Here is a 25,288-nt window from a genome sequence, read left to right as displayed (position 1 = left end):
GGCTAATATGACATCATACGACTGATGACAAGCCGGAACGCGCCCCGTCCGGTCAGGAGGCGGAGTCGGCTGGCAGCCCGCCCAGGCCGCGGTAGCGGCGCTGGCTTTCGGTCAGGTGGTGGCGCATCGCCAGGCGGGCGGCATCCGGGTCCTGGCGCTCGATCGCCTCGATGATCCGGGCATGCTCGGCGATCACCTTGCGCAGATAGGCGGTGGTCGCCTCGGCGGAATCGCCCAGCCGGCTGCGCGGGATGGTGCGCTGGCCGAGATAGGTCAGGACGTCGCTGTAGAAGTGGTTGTTGGTGGCGGCGGCGATCGCCAGGTGCAGCGCGAAATCGGCATCGACCGCATTGCTGCCGCTGTCGACCGCGGCGATCACCCGCTCATGCGCCAGCAGGATCTCGCCCTCCTGCCGCGACGACCGGCGCAAGGCCGCCAGACCGGCCGCCTCGACCTCCACCCCGGTCCGGAACTCCAGCAGTTCCAGCACTTCCGACAGCCGGGTGAAGTCGCCCGACAGCAGGCCGGGCGCGGGTTCGGCCGACGGGGTCACGAACACCCCGATCCCCTGCCGCGGCTCGACCAGCCCCTTGGCGCGCAGCTCGGCGATGGCCTCGCGCACCACGGTGCGGCTGACGTTGAACTCCTCGATCAGCCGCTGCTCGGTCGGCAGCCTGGCGCCCACCGGCAGCGCGCCATTGGCGATGCGCTGGTGCAGGGCCTCGACCACCGCGACCGCCAGCTTGTCGCGGCGGCGCGGCGTTGCGGCTTCGAGTCCGATCGGGTTCGGCACCGCTCCTCCTGGGCTGTCCGGGCGCGTGCCGCCCATCCGTTGGCCAGTCACACATTTGACTCTTGCGAAGTCAAGATGGCGGATGATAAGTCATCATACAACAGACATCATACTAAAAATGGGGAGGACACCATGGGAGGGTGGAAACAGGGGCTCTTGGCCCTGGCGGTCGCGCTGGCGCCGGCCTGGGGTGGCGGCGCCGCCGCCAAGACGCCGGCCGACCAGCTGGTGATCGGGGCGTCGCTGGCGCAGGTCCTGTCGCTGGACCCCGGCCAGGCCACCGAATCCGGATCCTGGCTGATCACATCCAACATCTACGACCGGCTGGTCTCGACCGATCCGAACGACGCGACCAAGCTGGTGCCGCAGCTGGCCGAAAGCTGGGACATCGACGGCAAATCCATCGTCTTCCACCTGCGCGACGCCAAATTCGCCAGCGGCAACCCGGTCACGGCCGAGGATGCGGCATGGTCGCTGCGGCGGATGGTCAAGCTTAACCAGGCCGCGGCATCGCTGTGGAAGCCCTACGGCTATGACGACACCAACATCGACAGCATGCTCGAGGTGGTCGACCCCAAGACCTTCCGCCTGAAGCTCCCGGAAGGCACCATCGCCGAATTCGTGCTGTTCGCCCTGTCCGGCAACAACGGCGCCGTGATCGACAAGGTCGAGGCCAGCAAGCACGAGGCCAATGGCGATTTCGGCAATGCCTGGCTGCGCGCCAATTCCGCCGGGTCCGGCCCGTTCGTGCTGCGCCGCTGGTCGCCGAACGAGATCATCCTGATGGACCGCAACGACGCTTTCTGGGGCGGCGCGCCGGCGATGAAGCGGGTGGCGGTGCGCCACATCGCGGAAAGCCAGGTGCAGCGCCTGCTGCTGGAGCGCGGTGACATCGACGTGGCCACGGCCCTCGCCGCCTCCGACATCGCCGCCTTCGACGGCAAGCCCGGCTTCGTCACCCAGCGGGTGCCGACCGGCGGCTTCTACGTCCTGGCGATGAACACCCAGAACCAGTACCTGGCCAATCCGGATGTCCGCCGCGCCATCGCCTGGGGCCTGGACTATGCCGGCATGCAGAAGACGATCATGGGCCCCTATGGCCGCGTCCGCCAAGTGCCGGTGCCGGAGAACTACCCGACCGCCCTGCCCGACCCCGGCTACACCCTCGACGTCGCCAAGGCCAAGGCGCTGCTGGCCAAGGCGGGTGTCCCGGACGGCTTCCCGCTGGTGCTGAAGACCATCGCCGAGACCCCGCGCGTCGACCTTGCCACCGCCATCCAGGCCTCGCTGGCCCAGATCGGCATCAAGGTCGCGATCGAGCAGGGCAACGGCAGCCAGATCATCGCCGCCCACCGCGCCCGCGACTTCGACCTGCTGATGCCGCTGACCGGCGGCGGCAACATGGCGGATCCGATCGGGTCGTTGCAGAACTTCACGTACAATCCGGACAACGGGCCCGACGGCAATTCCGGCTACTTCACCTGGCGGTCGGCCTGGGACATCCCGGAGCTGACCAGGCTGACGGTCCAGGCCCGCGGCGAGGAGGACCGCGCCAAGCGCGAGGCCCTCTACACCGAGATCCAGAAGACCTTCCTGGCCAGCGGCCCGGCCATCCTGCCGATGTTCGAGCGGTTCTCGCCGGTGGTGGTGTCCGCCAATGTCGAGAACTTCGTCGGCCAGGGCTTCCGCGGCGTCCGTCTCGACATCGTCAAGAAGAAGGCCGAATGACCCGCGACCTGCCGCTGCGGCTGCTGCGCCGTGGCTTCAGCCTGATGCTCAGCCTGTTCGTGCTGCTGTGCCTGACCTTCGTGATCGGGCGGCTGATGCCGTCCGATCCGGTGGGTGCCATCGTCGGCGAACTGGCGGACCCGCAGGCCTATGCGGCGATGCGGGCCAAGATGGGGCTGGACCTGCCGGTGCCGGAGCAGTTCTGGGTCTATCTGAAATCCCTGGCCCATGGCGACCTGGGGACAGCGATCCTGACCGGCAACCCGGTGCTGTCCGACCTCGCCGCCGCCTTCCCGGCGACGCTGGAGCTGGCCACCCTGGCCATCATCCTCAGCGTCGCCGTCGGCGTGCCGCTGGGCCTGCTGGCGGCGCTGTACCGCGACACGCTCTTGGACCAGATCGCCCGGGTGCTGTCCCTGCTGGGCCATTCCCTGCCGGTGTTCTGGTTCGGCATCGTCGGGCTGATCGTGTTCTATGCCGGGCTGCAATGGGCCCTGGGGCCGGGCCGGATCGACGTGTTCTACGAGGACATCGTCGAGCCGCGCACCGGCGCGATCCTGATCGACAGCCTGCTGGCCGGCGAGACCGAGATCTTCTGGAACGCGCTGGGCCACCTGATCCTGCCGGCCTGCATCCTGGCCTACACCTCGATGGCCTATATCGTCCGCATGACCCGCAGCTTCACGCTGGAGCAGCTGGGCCAGGACTACATCATCGCCGCCCGGGCCAAGGGCCTGCGCCTGCCCGCCGTGGTCTGGGGCCACATCCTGCCGAACATCGCGGTGCAGCTGGTCACCATCCTGGCGATCTCCTACGGCCATCTGCTGGAGGGCGCGGTGCTGGTGGAGATCGTGTTCTCCTGGCCCGGCATCGGCCAGTACATGACCAACGCGCTGATGATCGGCGACATGAACGCCATCCTGGCCTGCACCCTTTTGATCGGCGTGATCTTCATGATCCTCAATGCCCTGGCCGACGCCGCCTATCTCGCGCTCGACCCCCGCACCCGGGAGGCGCGCTGATGTCGATACCAGCGCAACAGCCGGTCGCGCCCGCGGTGGCGCAGCTGCCCGCCGGCGGCGCCTGGTCGGCGCCACTGCGCCGCCTGCGGCGCGAGAAGCTGGGGCTGGCCGGGCTCGGCTTCATCGGCCTGCTCGTGGTGGTCGCGCTCCTGGCCCCGTGGATCGCGCCCTATGACCCGACGGTGCAGAACCTGAACAACGTGCTGCAGCCGCCGGGCTGGGCCCATCTCGCCGGCACCGACGAACTCGGCCGCGACATCTTCAGCCGGCTGGTCTGGGGCAGCCGGATCACGCTGCAGATCGTCGGCACGGTGACGCTGATCATCGGCCCGATCGGCCTCGCCATCGGCGTCGTCGCCGGCTATTGCGGCGGCCGGGTCGACGCCGTGCTGATGCGGGCGACCGACATCGTCCTGTCCTTCCCCTCGCTGGTGCTGGCCCTGGCCTTCGCGGCGGCGCTGGGCGCCGGCCTCGGCACCGCGATCGTCGCCATCTCGCTGACCGCCTGGCCGTCGATCGCGCGGCTGGCCCGGGCCGAGACGCTGGTGGTGCGCCAGGCCGAATACATCGCCGCGGCGCGGCTCTATGGCGCCTCGCATCTCCGCCTCATCGGCCTCTACGTCATGCCGATGTGCATCCCCTCGGTGATCGTGCGTCTGACCCTGTCGATGGCCGGGGTGATCCTGACCGCGGCGGGCCTCGGCTTCCTCGGCCTCGGCGCCCAGCCGCCGGCGCCGGAATGGGGCGCGATGATCTCCAGCGGCCGCAAATTCATGCTCGACGCCTGGTGGGTCTCGGTGATGCCCGGCCTGGCGATCCTGCTCACCAGCCTGGCCTTCAACCTGCTGGGCGACACGCTGCGCGACGTGCTGGATCCCCGCCATGTCCGCTGAAACCCCGATGCTGCAGATCGAGACCCTGTCGGTCGAGTTCGGCGAGGCCGCCCACCCGGTCCGGGCGGTGGACGCGATCGGCTTCGCGCTGGGCCGCGAGCGGTTGGGGATCGTCGGCGAATCCGGCTCCGGCAAGTCGACGGCCGGCCGTGCCATCATGCGGCTGCAGCCCAAGGGCGCGCGGGTCACGGCCGGCGCCCTGCGCTTCATGGGCCGCGACCTGCTGTCCCTGTCCGAGCGCGAGATGACCCGGATCCGCGGTCGCGACATGGCCCTGATCCTGCAGGACCCGCGCTATTCGCTGAACCCGGTGAAGCCGATCGGGGCGCAGATCGCGGAATCCGCCCGGGTGCATCTGAAGCTGGGCAACCGGGCGGCGCGGAAGGCGGCGCTGGAGATGCTCGGCCATGTCCGGATCCGGGATCCGGAGCGGGCCATGCGGCTGTATCCGCACGAGATCTCGGGCGGCATGGGCCAGCGCGCCATGATCGCGATGATGCTGCTGAACAAGCCGAAGCTGGTGATCGCCGACGAGCCGACCTCGGCGCTGGACGTCAGCGTGCGCCAGGACGTGCTGAGCCTGCTGGACGGGCTGGTGCGCGAGAACGGCTCCGGCCTCGTCCTGATCAGCCACGACATCCGCATGGTCGCGCGCTTTTGCGACCGGATCCTGGTGATGCATGCCGGCCGGGTGGTCGAGGAGCTGCGGTCCCTCGACGAAGCCAGCCATCCCTACACGCAGGGCCTGATCGCCTCGATGCCGGGCTTCGACGGCCCGCGGCCCCACCGGCTGCCGGTGATCGACCGGGCGCGGCTGGCCGCTTTCGAGGAGACCGCCCGATGACCCCCGGCGATGCCATGGTCCGGGTGACGGGTCTCGACGTGCGCTTCCAGTCCCGCCGCGGCTCGGCGCATGCGGTGAAGGACGTCTCCTTCGCGGTCGAGGCCGGCGGCGCGCTGGGCATCGTCGGTGAATCCGGCTGCGGCAAGTCGACGGTGCTGCGCTCCCTCGCCGGGCTGGAGCAGCGCTGGACCGGCCGGGTCGAGCTGGCCGGCCGGCCGGTCGGGCCGCGGCGCAGCCGCGACGAGCTGGCCCGGGTGCAGATGGTGTTCCAGGACCCCTACGGGTCGCTGCACCCACGGCACCGCATCGGCCGCGCTTTGGCCGAGCCGCTGATCGCCATGGGCCTGCCCGACCCTTGGGACCATGTGCCCGGGGCGCTGGCGCGGGTGGGCCTGCCGGCGGCCTTCGCCGACCGCTATCCGCACCAGCTGTCGGGCGGCCAGCGCCAGCGCGTGGCGATCGCCCGCGCCCTGATGCTGCAGCCGGGCATCGTGCTGCTGGACGAGCCGACCTCGGCCCTCGACGTCTCGATCCAGGCGGAGATCCTGAACCTGCTGATGGAACTGCGCGAGGAGCACGGGCTGACCTATGTCTTCGTCAGCCACGACCTCGCCGTGGTCGGGCAGATGTGCGACCGGGTGCTGGTGATGAAGGAGGGCGCCTGCGTCGAGGAGCTGTCCGCCGACGCGCTGCGCGCCCGCACCGTCACCGCGCCTTATACGCGGGAGCTGATCGCGAACAGCTTTTTGTGAGGCGGCGACACGAGGCATCGACCCGTCATCGCGAGACCCCACCGGCGTCAAGACAAGGAACGGATAGCGCTCTCTGGCCTCCCCTTTTTTGTCATTGCCCGGCTTGACCGGGCAATCCAGGGGCCATCAAGAGCCGCTCTAGCCGCCCCTGGATGCCACGGTCAAGCCGCGGCATGACAGAATAAGGGCTTGGGTTGACACTTATGGGTCCAGCCTGGCGCCTCGCAATGACGGGGTTGGAAGCCCGAACCGGACGACTTCTCCGGCCCTTGGCATGTCCCCTTACCCCGCCGCCCCTTCGCCATAGGCCTCGCTGGCCGCCAGCAGTTCCTGGGTATAGGGATGCGCCGGCGTGCCGGCGCGGAGCGTCGCGGCGTCGAAGCCGTCGACGATGCGGCCGCCCTGCATCACCGCGATGCGGTGGCACATATGGGCGACCACCGCGAGGTCGTGGCTGACCAGGATGCAGGTCAGGCTGCGCTGCGCCCGCAGGTCCATCAGCAGGTTCAGGATCTCGGCCTGGACCGAGACGTCGAGGGCCGAGGTCGGCTCGTCCAGCAGCAGCACCTCCGGCTGCAGCATCAGGGCGCGGGCGATCGCCACCCGCTGGCGCTGGCCGCCGGAGAGCTGGTGCGGGAAGCGGAAGGCGGCCGTCTGTGGCAGCCCGACCGACTCCAGCGCCGCGGCGACGGCATCCGGGGCCCCGGCCAGCCCCTGGTTGCGCAGCGGCTCCAGCAGCTGGGCCTGGATGGTCTGGCGCGGATGCAGCGACCCGTAGGGGTCCTGGAACACCATCTGCACCCGCTTGAAGAAGCCGCGCGGCCGTCGGGCCGGGAGGGCCACGCCGTCCAGCCGCACCTCCCCCGCATGGTCCGGGATCAGCCCCGCCAGGGCACGCAGCACCGTCGACTTGCCGCAGCCGGATTCGCCGACCAGGCCGAAGGTCTCGCCGGCCTCGACCGTGAAGGAGACGCCGGCCACCACCGGCGGAGCATCGGCGGCGAAGCGCACGCCGAGGTCGCGCACTTCGATCATGGCGTCGCCCCCGCCGGAGCCGCGGCCCCGGCCAGCCAGGCCGGGTCGCGGCGCAGCACCGGCAGCCGGTCCTGGCCGTGGCGGATCGATGGCAGCGAGGCCAGGAGACCACGGGTGTAGGGATGTTCGGCCCGGTCAAGATCGGCGGCCCGCAGCGTCTCCATCACCCGGCCGGCATACATGATCACCACCCGGTCGCAGAAGCGGCGGACCAGGTTGAGATCATGGCTGACCAGGATCAGGCCGAGGCCGCGACTCTCGATCAGCTCGTCGAGCAGATGCAGCACCTCGAGCCGCACGGTGACGTCCAGCGCCGAGGTCGGCTCGTCGGCAATGACCACGTCCGGACCGGCGATCAGCATCATCGCGATCATGACGCGCTGGCCCATGCCGCCGGAGATTTCGTGCGGGTAGAGGCGCGCGACCCGGGCGGGGTCGCGGATCTTCACCGCCTCCAGGATCGCCAGCGTCCGCTCCTTGGCCTCGCGCGCGCCGGCCCGGCCGCGATGGTGCAGCCGCCAGGCCTCGGCGATCTGCTCCCCGACCGGCACCACCGGGTTCAGCGAGTATTTCGGATCCTGCAGGATCAGCCCCATGCGCCGGCCGCGCAGGGCCATCATCTGCCGCTCGCTGGCCGCCAGCAGGTCGGTGTCGCGGAAGGCGAGCCGGTCGGCGGTCACGTGGGCTGCGGAGGGCAGCAGCCTCATCAGGGCGCGGCCGACGGTCGATTTTCCGGCCCCGGATTCGCCAACGATGCCGAGTTTTTCACGCCCGAGGGTGAAGGAGACGCCATGCACCACCGGCACGGCAGCGGCGCCGCGGCCAAAGGCGATGCGCAGGTTGCGGGCCTCGATCAGGGGGGTGTCGCTCATTCGCCGGACCTCGGGTCGAGCACGTCGCGCAGCGCGTCGCCGGCCAGGTTGAAGGCCAGGCTGACCACCGCGATGGCGATGCCGGGCGCGGTGATCACCCAGGGGCAGTCGATCATGAACTCGCGGCCCGTGGAGACCATGGCGCCCCATTCCGGCAGCGGCGGCTGCGCGCCGAGGCCGAGGAAGCCGAGCCCCGCCGCGGTCAGGATGATGCCGGCCATGTTCAGGGTCAGGCGCACCACCACCGAGGGCAGGCACATCGGCAGGATGTGGTGGGTGATGATGCGGGTCTTCGACGCGCCCTGCAGCCGCACCGCGGCGATGAAGTCGGCCTTCCGCAGGCTCAGCGCCTCGGCCCGCGCCAGCCGCGCCATCGGCGGCCAGGCGGTCAGGGCGATGGCGATGATGGCGTTGGTGATGCCGGGGCCGAGCGCCGCGGCGAAGCCCAGCGCCAGCACCAGGCCGGGGAAGGACAGGAAGATGTCGGTGACCCGCATCAGGATCTCGTCGGCCCAGCCGCCGAGATAGCCGGCGCAGGCGCCGATCAAGAGGCCGATCGGCGCGACGATGATGGTGACCAGCAGGATGATGTAGATCGTGGTGCGCGCGCCGTAGACGACCCGGGCGAAGACGTCGCGCCCGAACTCGTCGGTGCCGAACCAATGCGCCGCCGAGGGCGGCTGCAGCCGGTTCACCATATCCTGCGCGATCGGGTCGTACGAAGTGAGCCACGGCGCCGCGATCGCGGCGATCACCAGCAGCAGGATGACGCCGAGCCCGGCCAGCCCGAGCGGATGCGTGGCGAAGCGCCGCCAGCCGCGATAGAGCTGCTGCATCGCCGACTGGAAGACGGTGCGCGGCGCATCCGCCTTGAGCCAGGCGCGCAGGCCGCCCTGGGGAACGTTGAAGGTCGCCGTCATCGGGTGCGCGGGTCCAGGATGCGGTAGAGGCGGTCGGAGATGATGTTGATGGCGAGGAAGACGACGCCGATCAGCAGCACCGCCCCCATCACCACGTTCATGTCGTTCATCTTCAGCCCCCGGGTGAGGTACTGGCCGAGCCCCGGCCAGCCGAACACGGTCTCGATCAGCACCGCGCCGTCGAGCAGCCCGCCGAAGGTGAGCGCGAGCACGGTGAGCAGCTGGACGCGGATGTTCTTGAAGGCATGGGCCCAGACCATCCGCCGGCGCGAGACGCCCTTGGCCCGGGCGGCCACGATGTATTCCTGGCCCAGCTGCTCCAGCATGAAGCTGCGGGTCATGCGGCTGATATAGGCGACCGAGTAGTAGCCGAGGATCGCGCCGGGCAGGATGATGTGGTCGAGCGCGTCGCGGAACACGTCCCATTCGCCCTGCAGCGCGGTGTCGAGCAGCAAGAGGCCGGTGATCGGCGGGACCATGCCTTCGTTGAGGATGTCGATCCGGCCCGAGGCGGCGACCCAGTGCAGCTTGGCGTAGAACACGATCAGCGCGATCAGGCCGAGCCAGAAGATCGGCACCGAATGGCCGGCCAAGCCGACCACCCGCGCCACATGGTCGATCGGCTTGCCGCGGTTGACCGCCGCGACGACGCCGAGCGGCACCCCCACCAGCGTGCCGCACAGGATGGCGACGAGGGCGAGTTCGATGGTGGCGGGGAAGACAGCCATGAGGTCGGCCGAGACCGGTTGTCCGGTGGTCAGCGACCGGCCCATGTCGCCGGTCGCGACCCGGCCGACATAGGACAGGAACTGCTGCCAGACCGGCTGGTCGAGGCCGAGCTCCTGGTACACCCGGTCATAAGTGGCCTTGTCGACCTCCGACCCCGTCACCGCCAGCACCGGGTCGGCCGGCAGCAGCCGCCCCATGGCGAAGGTCAGCAGCATCAGCCCGACCAGGGTGACGACGATCGACAGGGTGCGGCCCGACAGGCGCCGCATGCGCAGGAAGCGCGCCGGCCGGTTGAAGGCGTCGACCGTCGTCATCCGCGCCTCAGTTCTTCTTCACGTCGAACCAGCGGGTCGACCAGGTCGGGTTGCCGGTATAGCCGGTGACGCCCTGGCGCAACACATAGGGGTCGGTGCGCTGCAGGATGACGACCAGCGACGGCACCATCTCTTTGAACTTGCGGTCGACCTCCGCGAAGATCTGCGCCCGCTTGGCGGGATCGGTCTCGCCCTTGGAGCTGTCGACCAGCTTGGTCAGCTCCGGCGCATCCAGCGCGGTGCGCCACAGGTAGTAGCCGCCGAGCTTCGCCTCGTCCCGGTTGTCCGGGTTGTAGGCGTACTGCACCAGCGTGCCGAACGGGTCGGGCAGTCGCGTGCCGGAATTGCCGACCAGCACCTGGTAGCGGCGGGCGCGGAAATCCGGCGTGTGCTCGCCCGGCACCACCTCGAAGTCGACGCCGGCCTTCTTGGCGCTGGCCTGCAGTGCGACCGCCATCTTCAGCAGCGCGTCGCTCGACGGGAACAGCGTCTTCTTCAGCCCGTCGGGATAGCCGGCCTCGGCCAGCAGCTTCTTCGCCAGCTCCGGATCGTACTGGTATCCGGTCGGCTCTCCCGTCGGGGCGCCGGGCATGCCCTTGGGAATGATCGACTGCCAGGGGAAGCCGTTGAAGTTCATCGTGGTCTCGGCCAGCGGCTTCCAGTCGATGATGTGCTGGAAGGCCTCGCGCACCTTGGGCTTGGCGAGATCCGGGTCCTGCGTGTTCATGGCCATGTAGTAGAAGCCGAGCCCCGGCCCCGGATCGACCACCGCGCCCTTGGCCTTGAGCGCCTCGATGTCGCTGTTCGCCATGTACTGGCCGACATCGACGTCGCCGGCCTCGATCTGCAGCCGCATGTTCCCGGATTCCGGGATGTGCCGCATCACCACCCGCTTCATCCCCGGCGCGCCGCCCCAATAGTCGGGCCGGGCGTCGCACAGCAGGAGGTCGTTCGGCCGCCACTGGGTCAGCTTGTAGGGGCCGCTGCCGGCGGCATTGGCCTTCAGCCAGTTCTGGGCCAGGTCGCCGTTCTGCTCGTGCTCCAGCGCCGTCTTCTTGTCGATGATGCCCAGCGAGGCGCCGGCCAGCGAGTAGAGCACGAGGTCGGTCGAGACCGGCTGCGGCAGGGAGATGACGAGGGTCCGGTCGTCCTTGGCCTGGACCAGCTGGTCGACATTGTCCTTGGTGAAGCCCCATAGCGCGATGTCGGTCGACCCGACCTGCCCCATCTTGATGACGCGCTGGATGGTCCAGGCCGCGTCCGCCGCCGTCACCGGATTGCCGGAGACGAAGGTCGCGCCCTGGCGCAGCGTCAGGGTGATGGTGCGCTTGTCGTCGGAGACGGCCCAGCTTTCCGCCAGCATCGGGCGGATGGTCTGGATGTCGTCGGGCCTCACCATCACGAGGTTGTCGTAGAGGTTCGACACCACCTCGGACGGCGTGCGCGCGTTGATCGCCGCCGGATCGAGCGACGGCACCGCGCTGAGCTGCGTGCCGATGACCAGCGCGGTGGCCGGCGACGCCGCCTGCGCCCCGGACGGGCCGAAGGCGAGCGCCAGGGCCGCGGTCGCGGCCAGTAGGGACAGTCTCATTCTCGTCCTCCCTGTGGGGCGGATGCCCGCCTTTCTTTCTTACGGAAACGCGGTCGACCCGTCGGGGCGGCGGGTGACGCGCCGTTCCCAATGGATGTAGCCGTCGGTCTTCAGCACCTCCTCGTCGATCTCGACGCCCCAGCCCGGCCGGTCGGGGCGCAGTTCGAGATAGCCGTCGCGCGGCAGGTAGGGGTCCTTGACGTACCAGGTGCCCTCCGACGGGGCGCTGCCGGCACCGGTGCCGCCCGCCTCGAAGGCATAGGCCGGGCCTTGCGGCAGCCGGTATTCGAGGATGCGAAAGTTCGGCTGGGCGGCGGAGAAGTGCAGGTTCACCGCGGTGGCCAGCGGCCCCATCGGGTTGTGCGGCGCGACAGTGACGTAATGCGCCTCAGCGATCGCCGCGATCTTGCGCATTTCCAGCAGGCCGCCGACCACGCAGATGTCCGGCTGGATGATGTCGGCCCCACGGAGGGACAGCAGCCGCAGGAACTCGAAGCGGCTGTACAGCGACTCGCCGGTCGCCAGGGTGCAGGCCATCTGCCGCTTCATGTCGCCCCAGGCCTCGACATTCTCGGGCCGGATCGGCTCCTCGAAGAACAGCGGGTCGTAGGGGGCGAGCGCGTTGCCGAGCTGCACCGCCTGATGCGGCTCGAAGATGCGGGCATGGGCGTCGAAGGCGATCTCGTAGTCGCTGCGCACCGTCTCCCGCAGCGACCGGAAATACTCGGCGCTGGTGCGCACCACCTCGCCCCAGCGGTTCTCGTAGATGTTGATGCGGTAGGGGCTGAGCTTGAAGGCGGTCAGGCCCCAGCTCTCGTTCAGCCGGTCGAACTCCTCCCGCGCGGCCGGGGCGTCGGGCGCGGTGTAGACGCCGGCATAGACGCGCACGCGGTCGCGGACATTGCCGCCGAGCAGCATGTAGACCGGGACGCCGAGCGCCTTGGCCGAGATGTCCCACAGGCAATGGTCGATCGCCGAGATCGCGGCCAGCGTCAGCGCGCCGGGCGGGAAGCGCGTCTGCTGCATCAGGTACTGGATGATGTACTCGATCCGGCGCGGGTCCTGCCCCTGCAGGAAGGTGAACAGGTATTCCAGCAGCGGCGCCAGCGCCCGGTCGGGCCCGTGGTTGTAGCACTCGCCCCAGCCGGTGAGGCCGTCATCGGTGTCGATGGCGACGAGCAGACGCGGACGGTCCTTGTCGCGCGTCATGTAGGTCCGCAGACGATCGATCTTCACGCCGCCAGTCCTCCCCGCCCCGATTGCTTGCCGCCCCGCGTGCCCCGGCACGATCGGATGGGCGGGAGCACGGCCGCCGGGCGCCGGCCTTGCCTCGCGGCTAGACTTAGCCCGTTGGGACCTGATATATCAAGTCTCAAGAATCGCCGGCCGTCGCCGCCGGCCGCAACGAGAGGCCCCGCTTGCAGCGCCCCCTGACCTCCCTCGACCCGAAGATGCTGAAGGGGCTGCGCGAGCACGTGCACGAGCAGCTGCGCCAGGCCATCATCTCCGGCCAGCTGCCGACCGGTTCGCTGCTGAACGAGCGCCAGGCGGCGGCGCAGCTGGGGGTCAGCACCACGCCGGTGAAGGAGGCGCTGCGCCGGCTGGAGCTGGAAGGGCTGGTGCGGACCGAGCCGCGCCGCGGCATCCGCATCACCTTCGACGCGGCCCAGGCCGAGGAGATGGCGCTGGCCCGCGCTGCGCTGGAGAGCATGATCGCCCGCCAGGCGGCCACGCGGATCACCGATGAGGAGATCGCCGGGCTGCGCACGGTCGGGGACAGCATGCGCCTGGCGACGCAGGCCGGTACCGTGCGCCGGCTGATCGCGCTGAACGAGACCTTCCACGAGACCATCCACGCCGCGTCGGGCTGCCGCTACCTGCAGCGCCTGCTGGCCGGGCAGCTGGTCTACGACAAGGCGGCCCGCCGCTTCCTGCTCGGTGACCAGGAGGAGCGCGAGCGCGCCCTGGGCGAGCATCTGAGCATCCTCGCGGCCCTCGAGGCCCGGGACCCGGACGCGGCGGAACGAGCGATGCGCGACCACATCGTGCGGTCGGGCCGGCAACATGTGCAGACGGCGTTCGCGCGCCGGAAGGAGTAGCTGACGATGGAGACCACGGACCAGGCCCCCGCTTCCGGCCTGCGCCGCGCGCTGTGCGGCATCTCGGGCGTGCATGCGACCGCCTATACCGCGGAGGGCGGCGTCGACGCGCTGCTGACCGGCCGCATCGTCGAGCGCATCGTCGCCGGCGGCATCCATAACGTCGTCGCCGCCGGCAACACCGGCGAGTTCTATGCCTTGTCGCCCGACGAGGTCCGGCTGGTGCACGACACCGCCGTGGCGGCGTCCCGGGGCCGCAGCAACGTGATCGCCGCCGTCGGCCGGTCGCTGACCGAAGCCATCGCGCTGGGCCGCCGGGCCAAGGAGTCGGGGACGACCGCGATCATGTCGCACCAGCCGCTCGACCCCTTCGCCGCGCCCCAGGCCCAGGCCGCCTATTTCCGGGCGATCGCCGATGCGGTCGACCTGCCGCTGGTCGCCTATGTCAGGTCCGACGCCATGGGCCTGGCCGACCTGCTGTCGGTCGCCAACCACCCCAATGTCGTCGGCGTGAAGTTCGCCACCACCAACCTGATGCTGCTGGCCGAATGCGTGCGGTCGAGCGATGCCGCCACCGCTGTCTGGGTCTGCGGCCTGGCCGAGGGCTGGGCGGCGCCGTTCTACGCGCTGGGCGCCCGCGGCTTCACCTCCGGCCTGGTCAATGTCGACCCGGCCCGGTCGCTGGCCATTCACGCGGCGCTGGAGGCAGGCGACTACGCCCGCGCCCGCGCCCTGGTCGCCGAGATCGCCCGCTTCGAGTCGCTGCGCACCCGCTACGGCAACGGCGCCAACGTCACCGTGGTCAAGGAGGCGCTGGGGCTGCTGGGCTTCCCGGTCGGCGCGGTGCGCCTGCCGGGGCTGCCGGCCCTCGATCCGGCGGACCGGGCGACGCTCGAGCGTGAGGTCTCGCGCTGGGGCCTCTGACCCGGTCCGGACCACGGCCGCTCAGCCCCCCGTGAAGTATTTGGCCCGCCGGAGCCGCGTCTGGACATAGACGTGCTCCCGGTGGGTGCCCGGGGCGTAGGACCGGTCGGTCTCGGCCACCGGCACGGCGACGTTGCGCTCGCTGGGGTGCAGCGCGACGAAGTCTTCGTCGATGTCGCAGCCCAGGCCCGGCGCGTCGGGCACGGCGATCGAGCCGCCCTCCTGCACCGGATGCGGCGACACGGTCCGGGCACGGCCCGGCCAGTCGTCGTCCAGCCGCTCCAGGATCAGCGCGTTGGGGATCGCGGCGAGCAGATGCAGCGCCGCATACTCCGCGACGGGGCCGAGCGAGCCGGAATGCGGCGCCACCATGATGTGATGCGCCTCCGCCATCGCCGCGATCTTCTTCATCTGGGTCAGGCCCCCGGCCCGGCCGGTGTCCGGCTGGATGACGTCGACCAGCTCGCGCTCGATCAGCTCGCGCTCGCCGAAGATCGTCGCCATGCGCTCGCCCGCCGCCAGCGGCACATGGGCGGCGTCGCGGATGCGCTTGTAGCCGTCGATGTTGTCGGGCGCGATCGGGTCCTCGACCCACAGCAGGTTGTAGGGTTCCAGCGCCCGCGCCACCCGGGCGGCGTCGGCCGGGGTCAGCCAGGGCGGGCCGTGCAGGTCGATGGCGATGTCGACCTCGTCGCCCACCGCCTCGCGCAGCGTCGCGACCTTCCGCACCGGGTCGGCCACGCCGCCGCATTTGATCATCCTGATGCCGCGGCCCGCCACCGCCACCGCCATCTCGGCCGTGTTGGCGTGGGAGTAGATCGGGATGCGGTCGCGCATCTTGCCGCCGAGCAGGTTCCACACCGGCACGCCCAGCGCCTTGCCCTTGATGTCCCACAGCGCCACGTCGATGCCGGTCATGGCGCCGGCCCCAACCGTGCCGAGCAGGCCGTGCCCCATCATCGCGATCTGCATCTTCTGCCACAGCCGCTCGATATGCGTCGGGTCCTCGCCGATCAGCAGGCCCTTCAGGTCCTGCACCGCGGTCTCGATCACTCGCGGCCAGCCGGAGCATTCGCCGATGCCGACGATGCCGGCATCGGTATAGACCTTCACGAACAGCCAGTTGCGGAAGCCGCCCAGCTTGCCCTGTGCCATCGCCGCGTCGTCGGACCGGCCGTCCGCCGCCCAATGCGACGGGCTGGGCCGCCCGGCCTGCATCAGGAAGGTCCTGATATCGGTGATCTTCATAGCGCGACACTCCGCTCGGACGGTTCGGTGTAACGGGTGCGGTTGTGGATGCTGCGGCGGCGCGGATCGGGCCGCGGCACCGCGGAGATCAACGCCCTGGTGTAGTCGTGGCTCGGCGCCTCGCAGACCTCATCGGCCTGCCCGATCTCGACCAGCCGGCCGCGATACATCACGCCGACGCGGTCGCACATGTAGCGGACCACGCCGATGTCGTGGCTGATGAAGATGCAGGCCAGATCAAGCTCGTCCTGCAGCTTCAGCAGCAGGTCCAGCACCTGGAAGCGCAGCGAGACGTCGAGCGCCGAGGTCGCCTCGTCGGCGACGATGACGCGGGGGTTCAGGGCGATGGCGCGGGCGATGCCGATGCGCTGGCGCTGGCCGCCGGAGAAGGCGTGCGGGTAGCGCTCGCGCCAGGCGGGCTCGAGGCCGACCTGGCGCATCAGCCCGGCGACGCGCTCGTCGAGGTCCTTGCCCCGGGCGATGCCGTGGACCAGCAGCGGCTCGCCGATCACCTGGGCCACGGTCATGCGCGGGTTGAGCGAGGAGACCGGGTCCTGGAAGATCATCCGGATCTCACGCCGACAGGCGGCGAGCGTCGGCCTGTCGGCCTTGGCCAGGTCGACCACGCCGCCGTCGGCACGGCGGTAGCGGATGGCGCCGCCGGTCGGATCGTAGACCCGCAGCAGGCAGCGCCCCATGGTGGTCTTGCCGGAACCGGATTCGCCGACGATGCCCAGCGTCTCCCCTGCCCGCACCTGCAGCGACACGCCGTCGACGGCGGCCACCGCGGCGCTGCCGGTGCCGAACTGCATCTTCAGCCCCTCGACCTCGATCACCGGCAGGCGGTCGGGCGGCAGCACGGGGCGCCGGAGGCGGATCTCGGCCTTGTCCTCGAGCTTGAGGACCGACCCGATCAGCATCTTGGTGTAGGGGTCCTCCGGCGCGTGGAAGATGCGGTCGGACGGCCCGTGCTCCACCGCCCGGCCGCGATACATGACCAGCACGTCGTCGGCGATCTCGGCCACCACGCCCATGTCGTGGGTGATGAACAGCACCGCCATGCCGTATTCGGTCTGCAGCCGCTTGATCAGGTCGAGGATCTCGGCCTGGGTGGTGACGTCGAGGGCAGTCGTCGGCTCGTCGGCAATCAGCAGCTGCGGGTTGCAGGCCAGCGCCATGGCGATCATGGCGCGCTGGCGCATGCCGCCGGAGAATTCGAAGGTGTAGCGGTCGATCGCGCGCTCCGCCCGCGGGATCTCGACCTGCTTCAGCAGTTCGATCGTCCGCGCCCGGGCCGCGGCCTTGCTCATGCCGAGATGCAGGCGCAGCACCTCGACGATCTGGTCGCCGACCGTGTGGATCGGCGACAGCGAGGACATCGGCTCCTGGAAGATCATGGCGATCTCGCGGCCGCGCACCCGGCGGATCGCCCGGCTGCGCGGGTGCAGCTTGGCCAGGTCGACGCTGCTGCCGTCGGCGCGGTTCAGCACCATCTCGCCGGAGACGATGCGGCCGGGCGCATCGACGATCTGCAGGATCGAGCGCGCGGTGACGCTCTTGCCCGAGCCGCTTTCGCCGACGACGCACAGTGTCTTGCCATGCTCGACCGCGAAGGACACGCCGTCGACCGCCTTGACCAGCCCGGCGCGGGTCGGGAAATGGGTCACCAGGTCGCGCACCGCCAGAACCGGTTTGCGGCGGCCGGGGAACGGCACGGGATCGGCCGGAGGGTTCGTCATCGCGCTCTCCGCCGTCACTTGTTGTAGGGGTCGGCCGCGTCGCGCAGGCCGTCGCCGAGCAGGTTGAGCGCCATCACCGCGACCACGACGAAAGCGCCGGGCGCGAACAGCCATGGGGCGGTGGCGATCGAGCGGATGTTCTGCGCCTCGCGCAGCAGCACGCCCCAGGAGATGGTCGGCGGCTGCAGCCCCAGGCCGAGGAAGGACAGCGCCGTCTCGGCCAGGATCATGGCCGGGATCGCCAGCGTGACCGAGGCGATGATGTGGCTGAGGAAGCTCGGCATCATGTGCCGGAAGATGATCCGCCCCTCGCTGCAGCCGTCGAGCCGGGCGGCGGTCACGAACTCCTCGGTCCGCAGCGACAGGAAGCGGCCGCGGACGACGCGGGCCAGCTGGGCCCAGCCGGTCAGCGAGAGGATCACCGTGATCATGAAATACTGGGTGATCGCCGGCCAGTCCTGCGGCAGGGCCGCGGCCATGGCCAGCCAGATCGGGATGGTCGGCAGCGCCAGCACGAATTCGATCACGCGCTGGATCACGAAATCCGGCTTGCCGCCGTAATAGCCGGAGATGCCGCCGAGGACGAGGCCGATGGCGAGCGACAGGAACACGCCGACCAGGCCGACCGACAGCGAGATCTGGCCGCCCTGCATGATCCGGCTCCAGACGCAGCGGCCCAGCCGGTCGGTGCCGAACAGGAACAGCGGCTGCTTCGGGTCGGCCGAGGCGATGAGATGGATGTTCGTGCTGAACAGGCCCAGCACCGAATAGCTGTAGCCGCGGCCGAACAGCGAGATGCCGACCTTGCGCGCCGGATCCTCCTGGTAGATGGCGGCCAGCGTCTCCGGGTCGCGGGTCAGCTTGTGCGGGTGGAAGTAGAGGCCGACCTGCAGGCTGCCATCCTCGGCCCGGTCGAACAGATGGATCCCCTGCGGCGGGTGGAAGGCGGCGCGGGCGTTCTGCTGGCTCGGGTCGTTGATCGCGAAGAAGCCGGGCACGGCCGCGATCACGTAGAGGACGATCACGATCACCAGCGAGGCCATGGCCAGCCGGTGGCGGCGGAAGGCCCACCAGATCAGCTGCCATTGCGAGGCGACGGCGAGCTGGGCGGGCGGCGCGACGGTCGCGATGTCGGTCATCGGGTCCCCTTCCCGCTATTCGAGGCGGATGCGCGGGTCGACCAGCGCCAGCAGGATGTCGCTGATCAGGGACCCGATCAGCGTCAGCGCGCAGATCAGCAGCACGAAGGCGCCGGCCAGGTACATGTCCTGCGCCATCAGCGACTGCAGCAGCAGCGGCGCCGCCGTCGGCAGGTTCAGCACGATCGCCACCACGATCGAGCCGGAGACCAGGTTCGGCAGCAGCCAGGCCAGGGTGGAGATGAACGGGTTGAGCGCCACCCGCATCGGGTATTTCAGCAGCAGCTGGAATTCCGACAGGCCCTTGGCGCGGGCGGTGGTGACATAGGGCTTATGGATCTCGTCCAGCATGTTGGCCCGCATCACCCGGATCAGGCTGGCGGTGCCGGAGACCGCCAGGATCAGCACCGGGATCCACAAATGCTGCAGCAGGTCGATGGTCTTGGCGATGCTCCAGGGCGCCTTCTCATAGGCCGGTGAGAACAGGCCGCTGACGTCCTGCCCGAACTCGATGGCGGCGACATACATCAGCACCAGCGCCAGCAGGAAGGACGGGATGGCCAGCCCGGCAAAGCTGATGATGGTGACGATGTAATCGCCGATCGAGTATTTGCGCACCGCGGAATAGACCCCGATCGGCAGCGCGATCGCCCAGGTCGCGATCAGGGTGGCGAGGGTCAGCACCAGGGTCAGCGCCATGCGTTCCCAGATCAGGTCGCTGACCGGCTGCTGCCATTCGAAGGACAGGCCGAAATCGCCGCGGGTGATGATGCCGGTGATCCACTTGGCGTATTGCCACAGCATCGGGTCGTTGAGGCCGAAGCGCTCGCGCAGCGCCGCCGCCGCGTTCTGGTCGACGATCTCGTTCGAGGCGGCCAGCGTCGCGATATAGCTGGTCACGAAATCGCCGGGCGGCAGCTGGATCAGGACGAACGCCAGGAAGCTGACCGCGAAGAGCGCGGGCACCATCCACAGCAGGCGCTTGGCGATGAAGCGGAGCATCCTGGGCTCTCCTCGATACGGACGCTGAGCGGCGGGAGGAAGGGCGTTAGGGCTCGTTCGCGAATGGATGCTGCAAACGAGAGTGCTGTTCCAACCTGTCATCCCCGGGCCTGACCCGGAGATGACAGGTTTGGGGTTGGTTCATCGATCCTTTGGTCCGTGAGCAGACCCTCAGCTCGAGAAGAAGAACTGCTGCGGCATGGCCGGGCCCGGATTCGGCCAGGTCCAGGAATCCGGCTCCTTCTCCGGCGCGTTGATCAGGTTGGTCTTCACCACGCCGAAGGAGTTGACGGCGAGGCAGACGCCGACCGTCTCGAACGCCTCGGCGGTCAGGTCGAGCAGCTGCTTCATGATCGCGGCACGCTTGTCCAGGTCGGCGGTGCTGCGCGCCTCGTCGAACAGCTTCATGCGCTGCTTCTGGCTCTCCGGCGGCTCCTCGCCCGACTTGCCGTTCGAGACGTACCACTGGGTCCAGGGAATGGCGTAGCGCGAGCCCTGCGGATGCTGGGCGAAGAAGTCGCGCGGGTCGAACATCGGGTCCAGCCCGCCGGGGCCTGGCCACACCTGCGCGTCGTGGTCGTTGCTGTCGCCGCGGGTGTAGTACAACGCCCGCTCGATGGTGTTGACCTTGATGTCGATGCCGATCGCCGCCCAGTGCCGCTTCACCAGCTCCAGCACATCGACCAGGTCGGCATAGAGGGTCGGGATGACGTCGATGGCGAAGAAGACCTTGCTGCCGTCGGGGTGCTGGCGGAAGCCGTCACCGTCCTTCTTGTCGTAGCCCGCCTTGTCGAGCATGGCGTTCGCCTTGTCGGCGTCGAAGTCGGTGAACTGGCGGGCCAGCGTCTCGTGGTACCAGGGGTGGCTGGGCCGCGGCCCAGCCTGGTAGGGCTCGGACTGGCCGAAATAGACCAGCTCGATGATCTCGCCCCGGTCGATGCCGAGCGACAGCGCCTGGCGGACCTCCTTGTTGCCGAAGAAGGCCTTCAGCTTCGGGTCCTTGTGGCAGATGTTCAGGTAGATCTGGCACTGCTGCGACGCGGAGGGCTCCAGCTCGATCAGCCGGTAGCCGCCCTTTTCCCGGTTCTTCGACAGGGTCGGCTTGTTCTGCAGCAGGTTGATGTGCCGTTCCTGGATGTCGAGCTTGCCGGAGATCGCGTCCAGCAGCAGCGATTCGACGTCCTGCGAGATGCCGAAATACAGCTCGTCGATATAGGGCAGCTGGTTGCCCTCGGTGTCGACCTGCCAGAAATACGGGTTGCGCTTCATCACCACGCGGGTGGCGCCGCCGACATAGGGCTCGTCGATCACCCAGGGGTCGAGCACCGGCTTCTCCGGGTTGCCCCAGCGCGACGGGATCTCGATGTCGCCGCACTTGGCCCGGAACAGGTCGGTCCAGTTCGACAGGTTCGCCTGCTTCGCGAGGTCACCGACCTTGTCGTTGTACTTCGGGTGGAACTGGCTGGCGTAGTGCTTGGCGAACAGCGTCGGGTGCTGGCCCAGCGGGGTGGCCAGCGTCTCGAGATAGGTCGCATAGGCCGCGGCGAAGGTGAACTTCACCGTCGCATCGTCGACCTTGGTGACGACCACCGGCTTGCCGGCGATGGTGAGCTGCGACGGGACCGAGCCGTAGAGCTCGGAATTCTTGGCACAATCCTCGATCGAGAAGACGATGTCGTCCGCGGTGAAGGGATGGCCGTCCGACCATTTCGTGCCCTTGCGCAGATGGAACACGAACTCGGTGCCATCGGCATTCACGTCCCAGCTTTCCGCCAGGTTGGGCAGCGCCTTGGTGAAGCCGAGGTCCCAGCGCACCAGGCTCTGATTGCCGACCAGGCGCAGGATGCCGTTGTGGTCGGCCGACCCGCGCAGGCCGCGATGCAGCGTGCCGCCATAGGTGCCGACCTTGGTCAGCGGCTGCACCACCAGCGGGTTGGCCGGCAGGCGTTCGGCCAGCGGCGGCAGCTTGCCGTCCTTGACCAGCTGCGCCAGGCCGGGCGCCTCGCCCTTGGCGGCCTGGGCGTGGGCCAGCCGGGCGGCGAGCGGCAGCGCCGCCACCCCGGCGAGACCCTTCAGGACCATGCGTCGGGCGAACACGTGCGGCGAGGCGCTGAGCTTCTCGTCCATTCCTGGATCCTCCCCTGTGTGGCGTGTCGGATCCGGCTTCGCCATGCGTGCCGACCCGCTTCCTTTGTCGTTCCGGTCATATTACAAATATTGACAAATCACAACCGCAATGGCCTTGTTTCCGAAGTTTTCTGTCGCCTGAGAATGTTGCAGCGCAAACACCGAAAAGATTCGGAGAATCCGGGCGGCGACGAGCCATTCGGCATGACGGCCAGGAGGATCACCGGGGTGATCAATCTTGACAACTTGCCGGCGGAGGGATGACGGGCATGGTTGGCACCGACAGCGATGCCGGCCTCCTGCCGCGGGACAGCGGCCCGTCGGGGCGGCTGAGCGGGGTTGTCTATGACGGCATTGTCGCCCTGATCGCACAGGGCGACTTCGCCCTCAACAGCCGGCTGCCGTCGGAGGCGGAGCTGTCGGAGCGCTTCGGCGCCTCCCGTCCGGTGGTGCGCGAGGCGCTGGGACGGCTGCGCCAGGACGGGCTGGTGGTCTCGCGCCAGGGCTCCGGCTCCTATGTCCGCCGGCAGCCGGACCTGGCGGTGCTGCGCTTCGCCCAGGTCCGCTCCCTGGCCGATGTGCAGCGCTGCTTCGAGTTCCGCGCCGGGCTCGAACCGGTCGCCGCGGCCCTCGCCGCCGAACGCTGGGAGCCGGACGATCTGCGGGAGATCGAGGAGGCGCTGGAGGCGCTGGAGATCTGCCTCGGCAATGGCGTGCTCGGCGCCGACGAGGACCAGCGCTTCCACGAGGCGGTCGCCCGGGCGACCCGCAACCCCTACCATGTCGCCGTACAGGCCTCGCTGGCCTCGCACATCGCCGTCGGCATGAACATCACGCGCCAGCTCAGCCGCATGCGGACGCCGGAGCGGATCCGCGCCGTGCAGGACGAGCATGTCGCGATCGTCGCGGCGATCCGCCGGCGCGACGCCGGGGCCGCGGCCGAAGCCATGCGCCGGCACGTCCTCAACGCCCGGCAGCGCATGTTCGAAGGAGTGTGACCCGTGACCTCGACCGTGCCATCCGGCGGCGGCGCCGCCGGAACCGACAACGCTGCGCCGGCATCATCCGCCAAATCGATCGTCCTCACCGGCGGGTCGGGCAATGTCGGCCGGGTGCTGCGCAAGGCGCTGGCCGGCCGCATCACAGCGGTGCGCATCGTCGACGTCGTCGATCCGGGCGAGCTGGCGGAGCATGAGAGCTGGGTGCCCGCCGACATCACCGACCTCGCGGCGCTGACCGCGGCGGTCGAGGGCGCCGACGCCATCGTCCATTTCGCCGGCTATCCCAACGAGCGGGCGATCGAGGACATCCTGCGGGTCAACGTGCTCGGCACGCACAATGTATACGAAGCGGCGGTCCGCACCGGCATCGGCCGCGTGGTGCTGGCCTCGAGCAACCACGTGACCGGCTTCTATCCGCGCGACGCGCGGGTCGGGTCCGAGGACCAGATGCGCCCGGACGGCCTCTACGGGCTCAGCAAATGCTGGGGCGAGCTCGAGGCCGGCCTCTACTTCGAGAAGACCGGCATCCGCACCCTGGCGATCCGCATCGGCAATGCCGGCGAACGGCCGTTCGACCCCCGCGGCCTGGCGGTCTGGATCAGCCCGCGCGACCTGGCCCAGTTGGTGCTGATCGGGCTGGAGCATCCGGACATCGACTGCACCACCGTCTACGGCGTCTCGGCCACCGACGCCACGTGGTGGGACAATTCGGTGGCGACCGCGCTGGGCTATCGGCCGCAGGACCGCACGGTCGACTTCGCCGCGCCCGAAGCCTTCCAGCCCAAGCCCTCACCCCTGCCCGAGGTGACCGACCATTTCCAGGGCGCCGGCTTCTGCGCGCTGAACCATGACGGGGCCGTGCGCCGCCGCCGCGTCTCGTGGCCCTCCCCTCCCTCCTCGCCGGGAAACGCCTCATCATGACCCTCAGCTTCGCCACCATCGCCGACACCCGCTGCGGGGTCGGCGAAAGCCCGGTCTATGACGAGACGACCGAACAGGTCTTCTTCGTCGATATCCCGGCCTGCCTGGTCCATGCGGTCGACCTGCCGACCGGGCAGCGGCGGTCCTGGCAGTTCGAGAGCGAGGTCGGCTCGCTCGGCCTCGCCGCCTCCGGACGGCTGATGGTCGCCCTGCGCGACCGGGTGATCCTGTTCGATCCGCGATCCGGGGAGCGGCAGGAGCTGTGCACGATCGAGGCGGACCGGCCGGAGACGCGCCTCAACGACGGGCGGGTCGGGCCGGACGGCGCCCTCTGGGTCGGCACCATGGACGACCGGCCGCAGAAAGGGCCGATCGCGTCGCTGTACCGGGTCGACCCGTCGGGCCGGGTGGAGCGGAAGATCGAGGGGCTGATCGTGTCCAACGGCCTCGCCTGGACCGCCGACGGGGCGACCATGTTCCACACCGATTCCCGTGGCCAGTGGATCGACCGCTGGCGCTTCGATCCCCGCACCGGGACGATCAGCGACCGCCGGCGCATCGCCACGCCGGACGAGGCGACGGGACGGCCGGACGGCGGCAGCTGCGACGCGGAAGGCTTCTACTGGAGCGCCGGCGTCTCCGCCGGCAGGCTGAACCGCTTCTCCGCCGATGGCGACCTGGTCGAGTCCCTCCCCGTTCCGGTGCCGTTCCCGACCATGCCGTGCTTCGGCGGCCCCGATTTCCGCACGCTCTACCTCACCAGCCTGCGCGGCAGCCACCCGCCGGAGGTGCTGGCGCGAGCGCCGCTGTCGGGCGCCCTGCTCGCCGCCGAGGCGCCGGTGGCGGGCTTTGCCTCCTGGCGCTTTCTCGACACCTAGGACCGCCGAGCGGCCTTACGGCGCAGATCGCTCACGGACAGCCACACCGCCGAAACCAGGAAGTAGAAGGCGCCCAATGCGGCATAGCCAGCCACGTTTGTGATCGACGGCGGAGCCGGCATCCGGGCTTGCAGGATGAAGAAGACGCCTGCGAGCGCCGACTGAGCGCCGCTCAGGCTCATCGCCCACTGCGCGCCGTAGCTTTTCCAGCGGCGCACGGCGGTGCCGAGTTGAAGCAGGCCCGAGAGGATAGCCCAGGCGCCGAACACCGCGAGGACCCAGTTCATGCTCATCTGCAGCGCCACGACGACCGCAAGTGTCGTCGCGAGGCTGACGACGACATTGATGGCCTGGGTGCGATTCAGCGCCAATCCACCGCTTCGCGACGCGTCGGAATAGTTGGCAACGGCATCCCACGCGGGATAGGCGACGAGCAAAACGGCGGCGATGGTCGAGGAATGCTGACCCACCGTGAACGCGGCAGCCACCCATACGACTGAAAACGCCGCCCGAGTAAAGTAGTAGAGCCTCAGCCATCGTTCTTGGCTGGAGCGAGTGGAATCCGTGTGACTGTCTGTCATTGCACTGTCCTTTCGACTAGTCGGTAGGCCAATAGGGCGAGCTGGTTGGAGCGGGTGCATTCGGGCCTGGTTGAGGTTCAAGGTCCCGATCGGCACCATCCGGTCGCGCCTGGCGCGGGCGCGGAAACGCCATGCG

Annotated in this window: 23 protein-coding genes; 10 read left to right on the top strand and 13 right to left on the bottom strand. The window is 69.4% G+C overall.

All coding sequences use genetic code 11. The features are described 5' to 3' along the window. Window positions 1–52: 52 nt before the first annotated feature. Complete coding sequence (locus E9232_RS28395) at window positions 53–793, bottom strand: FadR/GntR family transcriptional regulator (RefSeq protein WP_309799901.1); 741 nt, start codon at window positions 791–793, stop codon at window positions 53–55. 132 nt (window positions 794–925) lie between these two features. Here E9232_RS28395 and E9232_RS28390 point away from each other — a divergent pair, with 132 nt between their 5' ends. Genes E9232_RS28390 through E9232_RS28370 form a run of 5 tightly spaced genes read left to right on the top strand, consistent with a single transcriptional unit; the run spans window position 926 to window position 6,032 of the window. Beyond that, on the top strand, window positions 926–2,521 hold the full coding sequence (locus E9232_RS28390; protein ID WP_309799899.1) for an ABC transporter substrate-binding protein: 1,596 nt from the start codon (window positions 926–928) through the stop codon (window positions 2,519–2,521). Further along, window positions 2,518–3,543 carry an ABC transporter permease gene (locus tag E9232_RS28385; RefSeq protein WP_309799897.1) on the top strand — a complete coding sequence of 342 codons (1,026 nt, stop codon included), beginning with the start codon at window positions 2,518–2,520 and terminating at the stop codon, window positions 3,541–3,543. The genes E9232_RS28390 and E9232_RS28385 overlap by 4 nt, the downstream gene beginning before the upstream one ends. Then, on the top strand, window positions 3,543–4,436 hold the full coding sequence (locus E9232_RS28380; RefSeq protein ID WP_309799896.1) for an ABC transporter permease: 894 nt from the start codon (window positions 3,543–3,545) through the stop codon (window positions 4,434–4,436). The genes E9232_RS28385 and E9232_RS28380 overlap by 1 nt, the downstream gene beginning before the upstream one ends. Continuing rightward, a complete protein-coding gene (locus E9232_RS28375) occupies window positions 4,426–5,280 on the top strand; it encodes an ABC transporter ATP-binding protein (protein WP_309799894.1) in 855 nt (284 codons plus the stop codon). Before E9232_RS28380 ends, E9232_RS28375 begins: the two co-directional genes overlap by 11 nt. Further along, a complete protein-coding gene (locus E9232_RS28370; protein ID WP_309799892.1) occupies window positions 5,277–6,032 on the top strand; it encodes an ABC transporter ATP-binding protein in 756 nt (251 codons plus the stop codon). The genes E9232_RS28375 and E9232_RS28370 overlap by 4 nt, the downstream gene beginning before the upstream one ends. A gap of 282 nt (window positions 6,033–6,314) precedes the next feature. Here the strand turns inward: E9232_RS28370 and E9232_RS28365 are convergent, their stop codons facing one another. Genes E9232_RS28365 through E9232_RS28340 form a run of 6 tightly spaced genes read right to left on the bottom strand, consistent with a single transcriptional unit; the run spans window position 6,315 to window position 12,729 of the window. After that, window positions 6,315–7,067 carry an ABC transporter ATP-binding protein gene (locus tag E9232_RS28365; RefSeq protein WP_309799890.1) on the bottom strand — a complete coding sequence of 251 codons (753 nt, stop codon included), beginning with the start codon at window positions 7,065–7,067 and terminating at the stop codon, window positions 6,315–6,317. Further along, window positions 7,064–7,939 carry an ABC transporter ATP-binding protein gene (locus E9232_RS28360; protein ID WP_309799889.1) on the bottom strand — a complete coding sequence of 292 codons (876 nt, stop codon included), beginning with the start codon at window positions 7,937–7,939 and terminating at the stop codon, window positions 7,064–7,066. The genes E9232_RS28365 and E9232_RS28360 overlap by 4 nt, the downstream gene beginning before the upstream one ends. After that, window positions 7,936–8,859, bottom strand: coding sequence for a nickel transporter permease (nikC, locus tag E9232_RS28355; protein WP_309799888.1), 924 nt, complete (start codon window positions 8,857–8,859; stop codon window positions 7,936–7,938). The genes E9232_RS28360 and nikC overlap by 4 nt, the downstream gene beginning before the upstream one ends. Then, window positions 8,856–9,902, bottom strand: a complete 1,047-nt coding sequence (locus tag E9232_RS28350; RefSeq protein ID WP_309799887.1) for an ABC transporter permease — start codon at window positions 9,900–9,902, stop codon at window positions 8,856–8,858. The genes nikC and E9232_RS28350 overlap by 4 nt, the downstream gene beginning before the upstream one ends. A 7-nt stretch (window positions 9,903–9,909) precedes the next feature. Continuing rightward, on the bottom strand, window positions 9,910–11,493 hold the full coding sequence (locus E9232_RS28345) for an ABC transporter substrate-binding protein (protein WP_309799885.1): 1,584 nt from the start codon (window positions 11,491–11,493) through the stop codon (window positions 9,910–9,912). Between the two features lie 39 nt (window positions 11,494–11,532). After that, window positions 11,533–12,729 (bottom strand): mandelate racemase/muconate lactonizing enzyme family protein, encoded by a 1,197-nt coding sequence (locus tag E9232_RS28340; protein ID WP_309799884.1) that lies wholly within the window; start codon window positions 12,727–12,729, stop codon window positions 11,533–11,535. A gap of 182 nt (window positions 12,730–12,911) precedes the next feature. On the opposite strand from E9232_RS28340, the gene E9232_RS28335 reads away from it, so the two are divergent. Both E9232_RS28335 and E9232_RS28330 read left to right on the top strand, forming a co-directional pair. After that, entirely contained in the window at window positions 12,912–13,592 is a 681-nt protein-coding gene (locus E9232_RS28335; protein ID WP_309799882.1) for a GntR family transcriptional regulator, read from the top strand. A gap of 6 nt (window positions 13,593–13,598) precedes the next feature. Then, window positions 13,599–14,516, top strand: coding sequence for a dihydrodipicolinate synthase family protein (locus tag E9232_RS28330; protein WP_309799881.1), 918 nt, complete (start codon window positions 13,599–13,601; stop codon window positions 14,514–14,516). Window positions 14,517–14,537: 21 nt separating this feature from the next. Here E9232_RS28330 and E9232_RS28325 read toward each other — a convergent pair whose 3' ends face one another. The 5 genes from E9232_RS28325 to E9232_RS28305 form a co-directional block, all read right to left on the bottom strand. Beyond that, a complete protein-coding gene (locus tag E9232_RS28325; protein ID WP_309799880.1) occupies window positions 14,538–15,764 on the bottom strand; it encodes a mandelate racemase/muconate lactonizing enzyme family protein in 1,227 nt (408 codons plus the stop codon). Continuing rightward, window positions 15,761–17,503, bottom strand: coding sequence for an ABC transporter ATP-binding protein (locus E9232_RS28320; protein WP_309799877.1), 1,743 nt, complete (start codon window positions 17,501–17,503; stop codon window positions 15,761–15,763). Before E9232_RS28320 ends, E9232_RS28325 begins: the two co-directional genes overlap by 4 nt. Before the next feature lie 14 nt (window positions 17,504–17,517). After that, entirely contained in the window at window positions 17,518–18,642 is a 1,125-nt protein-coding gene (locus E9232_RS28315; RefSeq protein WP_309799875.1) for an ABC transporter permease, read from the bottom strand. Window positions 18,643–18,657: 15 nt separating this feature from the next. Beyond that, window positions 18,658–19,644, bottom strand: coding sequence for an ABC transporter permease (locus tag E9232_RS28310; protein ID WP_309799873.1), 987 nt, complete (start codon window positions 19,642–19,644; stop codon window positions 18,658–18,660). Window positions 19,645–19,815: 171 nt separating this feature from the next. Further along, window positions 19,816–21,771: an ABC transporter substrate-binding protein gene (locus tag E9232_RS28305; protein WP_309799871.1), complete on the bottom strand. Its 1,956-nt coding sequence runs from the start codon at window positions 21,769–21,771 to the stop codon at window positions 19,816–19,818. Between the two features lie 269 nt (window positions 21,772–22,040). On the opposite strand from E9232_RS28305, the gene E9232_RS28300 reads away from it, so the two are divergent. From E9232_RS28300 to E9232_RS28290, 3 genes are read left to right on the top strand one after another with little or no spacing between them, the layout of a single operon-like run. Next, a complete protein-coding gene (locus E9232_RS28300) occupies window positions 22,041–22,769 on the top strand; it encodes a FadR/GntR family transcriptional regulator (RefSeq protein WP_309799869.1) in 729 nt (242 codons plus the stop codon). Window positions 22,770–22,772: 3 nt separating this feature from the next. After that, window positions 22,773–23,693: an NAD-dependent epimerase/dehydratase family protein gene (locus E9232_RS28295; protein ID WP_309799867.1), complete on the top strand. Its 921-nt coding sequence runs from the start codon at window positions 22,773–22,775 to the stop codon at window positions 23,691–23,693. Beyond that, window positions 23,690–24,571 carry an SMP-30/gluconolactonase/LRE family protein gene (locus tag E9232_RS28290; RefSeq protein ID WP_309799865.1) on the top strand — a complete coding sequence of 294 codons (882 nt, stop codon included), beginning with the start codon at window positions 23,690–23,692 and terminating at the stop codon, window positions 24,569–24,571. Before E9232_RS28295 ends, E9232_RS28290 begins: the two co-directional genes overlap by 4 nt. Here the strand turns inward: E9232_RS28290 and E9232_RS28285 are convergent. Then, a complete protein-coding gene (locus E9232_RS28285; protein WP_309799863.1) occupies window positions 24,568–25,152 on the bottom strand; it encodes a DUF308 domain-containing protein in 585 nt (194 codons plus the stop codon). The genes E9232_RS28290 and E9232_RS28285 overlap by 4 nt on opposite strands. Between the last annotated feature and the right edge of the window lie 136 nt (window positions 25,153–25,288).

Source organism: Inquilinus ginsengisoli, from assembly GCF_031453975.1.
Lineage (GTDB): Bacteria > Pseudomonadota > Alphaproteobacteria > DSM-16000 > Inquilinaceae > Inquilinus > Inquilinus ginsengisoli_A.
This window is presented reverse-complemented; position numbering and strand designations above follow the sequence as displayed.

What these genes read in the sequence shown, in the direction of transcription:
- E9232_RS28390 (WP_309799899.1), top strand. Translation starts at nt 926, where the DNA reads ATGGGAGGGTGGAAACAGGGGCTCTTGGCCCTGGCGGTCGCGCTGGCG.
- E9232_RS28385 (WP_309799897.1), top strand. Translation starts at nt 2,518, where the DNA reads ATGACCCGCGACCTGCCGCTGCGGCTGCTGCGCCGTGGCTTCAGCCTG.
- E9232_RS28380 (WP_309799896.1), top strand. Translation starts at nt 3,543, where the DNA reads ATGTCGATACCAGCGCAACAGCCGGTCGCGCCCGCGGTGGCGCAGCTG.
- E9232_RS28375 (WP_309799894.1), top strand. Translation starts at nt 4,426, where the DNA reads ATGTCCGCTGAAACCCCGATGCTGCAGATCGAGACCCTGTCGGTCGAG.
- E9232_RS28370 (WP_309799892.1), top strand. Translation starts at nt 5,277, where the DNA reads ATGACCCCCGGCGATGCCATGGTCCGGGTGACGGGTCTCGACGTGCGC.
- E9232_RS28365 (WP_309799890.1), bottom strand. Translation starts at nt 7,067, where the DNA reads ATGATCGAAGTGCGCGACCTCGGCGTGCGCTTCGCCGCCGATGCTCCG.
- E9232_RS28360 (WP_309799889.1), bottom strand. Translation starts at nt 7,939, where the DNA reads ATGAGCGACACCCCCCTGATCGAGGCCCGCAACCTGCGCATCGCCTTT.
- nikC (WP_309799888.1), bottom strand. Translation starts at nt 8,859, where the DNA reads ATGACGGCGACCTTCAACGTTCCCCAGGGCGGCCTGCGCGCCTGGCTC.
- E9232_RS28350 (WP_309799887.1), bottom strand. Translation starts at nt 9,902, where the DNA reads ATGACGACGGTCGACGCCTTCAACCGGCCGGCGCGCTTCCTGCGCATG.
- E9232_RS28345 (WP_309799885.1), bottom strand. Translation starts at nt 11,493, where the DNA reads ATGAGACTGTCCCTACTGGCCGCGACCGCGGCCCTGGCGCTCGCCTTC.
- E9232_RS28330 (WP_309799881.1), top strand. Translation starts at nt 13,599, where the DNA reads ATGGAGACCACGGACCAGGCCCCCGCTTCCGGCCTGCGCCGCGCGCTG.
- E9232_RS28325 (WP_309799880.1), bottom strand. Translation starts at nt 15,764, where the DNA reads ATGAAGATCACCGATATCAGGACCTTCCTGATGCAGGCCGGGCGGCCC.
- E9232_RS28320 (WP_309799877.1), bottom strand. Translation starts at nt 17,503, where the DNA reads ATGACGAACCCTCCGGCCGATCCCGTGCCGTTCCCCGGCCGCCGCAAA.
- E9232_RS28315 (WP_309799875.1), bottom strand. Translation starts at nt 18,642, where the DNA reads ATGACCGACATCGCGACCGTCGCGCCGCCCGCCCAGCTCGCCGTCGCC.
- E9232_RS28310 (WP_309799873.1), bottom strand. Translation starts at nt 19,644, where the DNA reads ATGCTCCGCTTCATCGCCAAGCGCCTGCTGTGGATGGTGCCCGCGCTC.
- E9232_RS28305 (WP_309799871.1), bottom strand. Translation starts at nt 21,771, where the DNA reads ATGGACGAGAAGCTCAGCGCCTCGCCGCACGTGTTCGCCCGACGCATG.
- E9232_RS28300 (WP_309799869.1), top strand. Translation starts at nt 22,041, where the DNA reads ATGGTTGGCACCGACAGCGATGCCGGCCTCCTGCCGCGGGACAGCGGC.
- E9232_RS28290 (WP_309799865.1), top strand. Translation starts at nt 23,690, where the DNA reads ATGACCCTCAGCTTCGCCACCATCGCCGACACCCGCTGCGGGGTCGGC.
- E9232_RS28285 (WP_309799863.1), bottom strand. Translation starts at nt 25,152, where the DNA reads ATGACAGACAGTCACACGGATTCCACTCGCTCCAGCCAAGAACGATGG.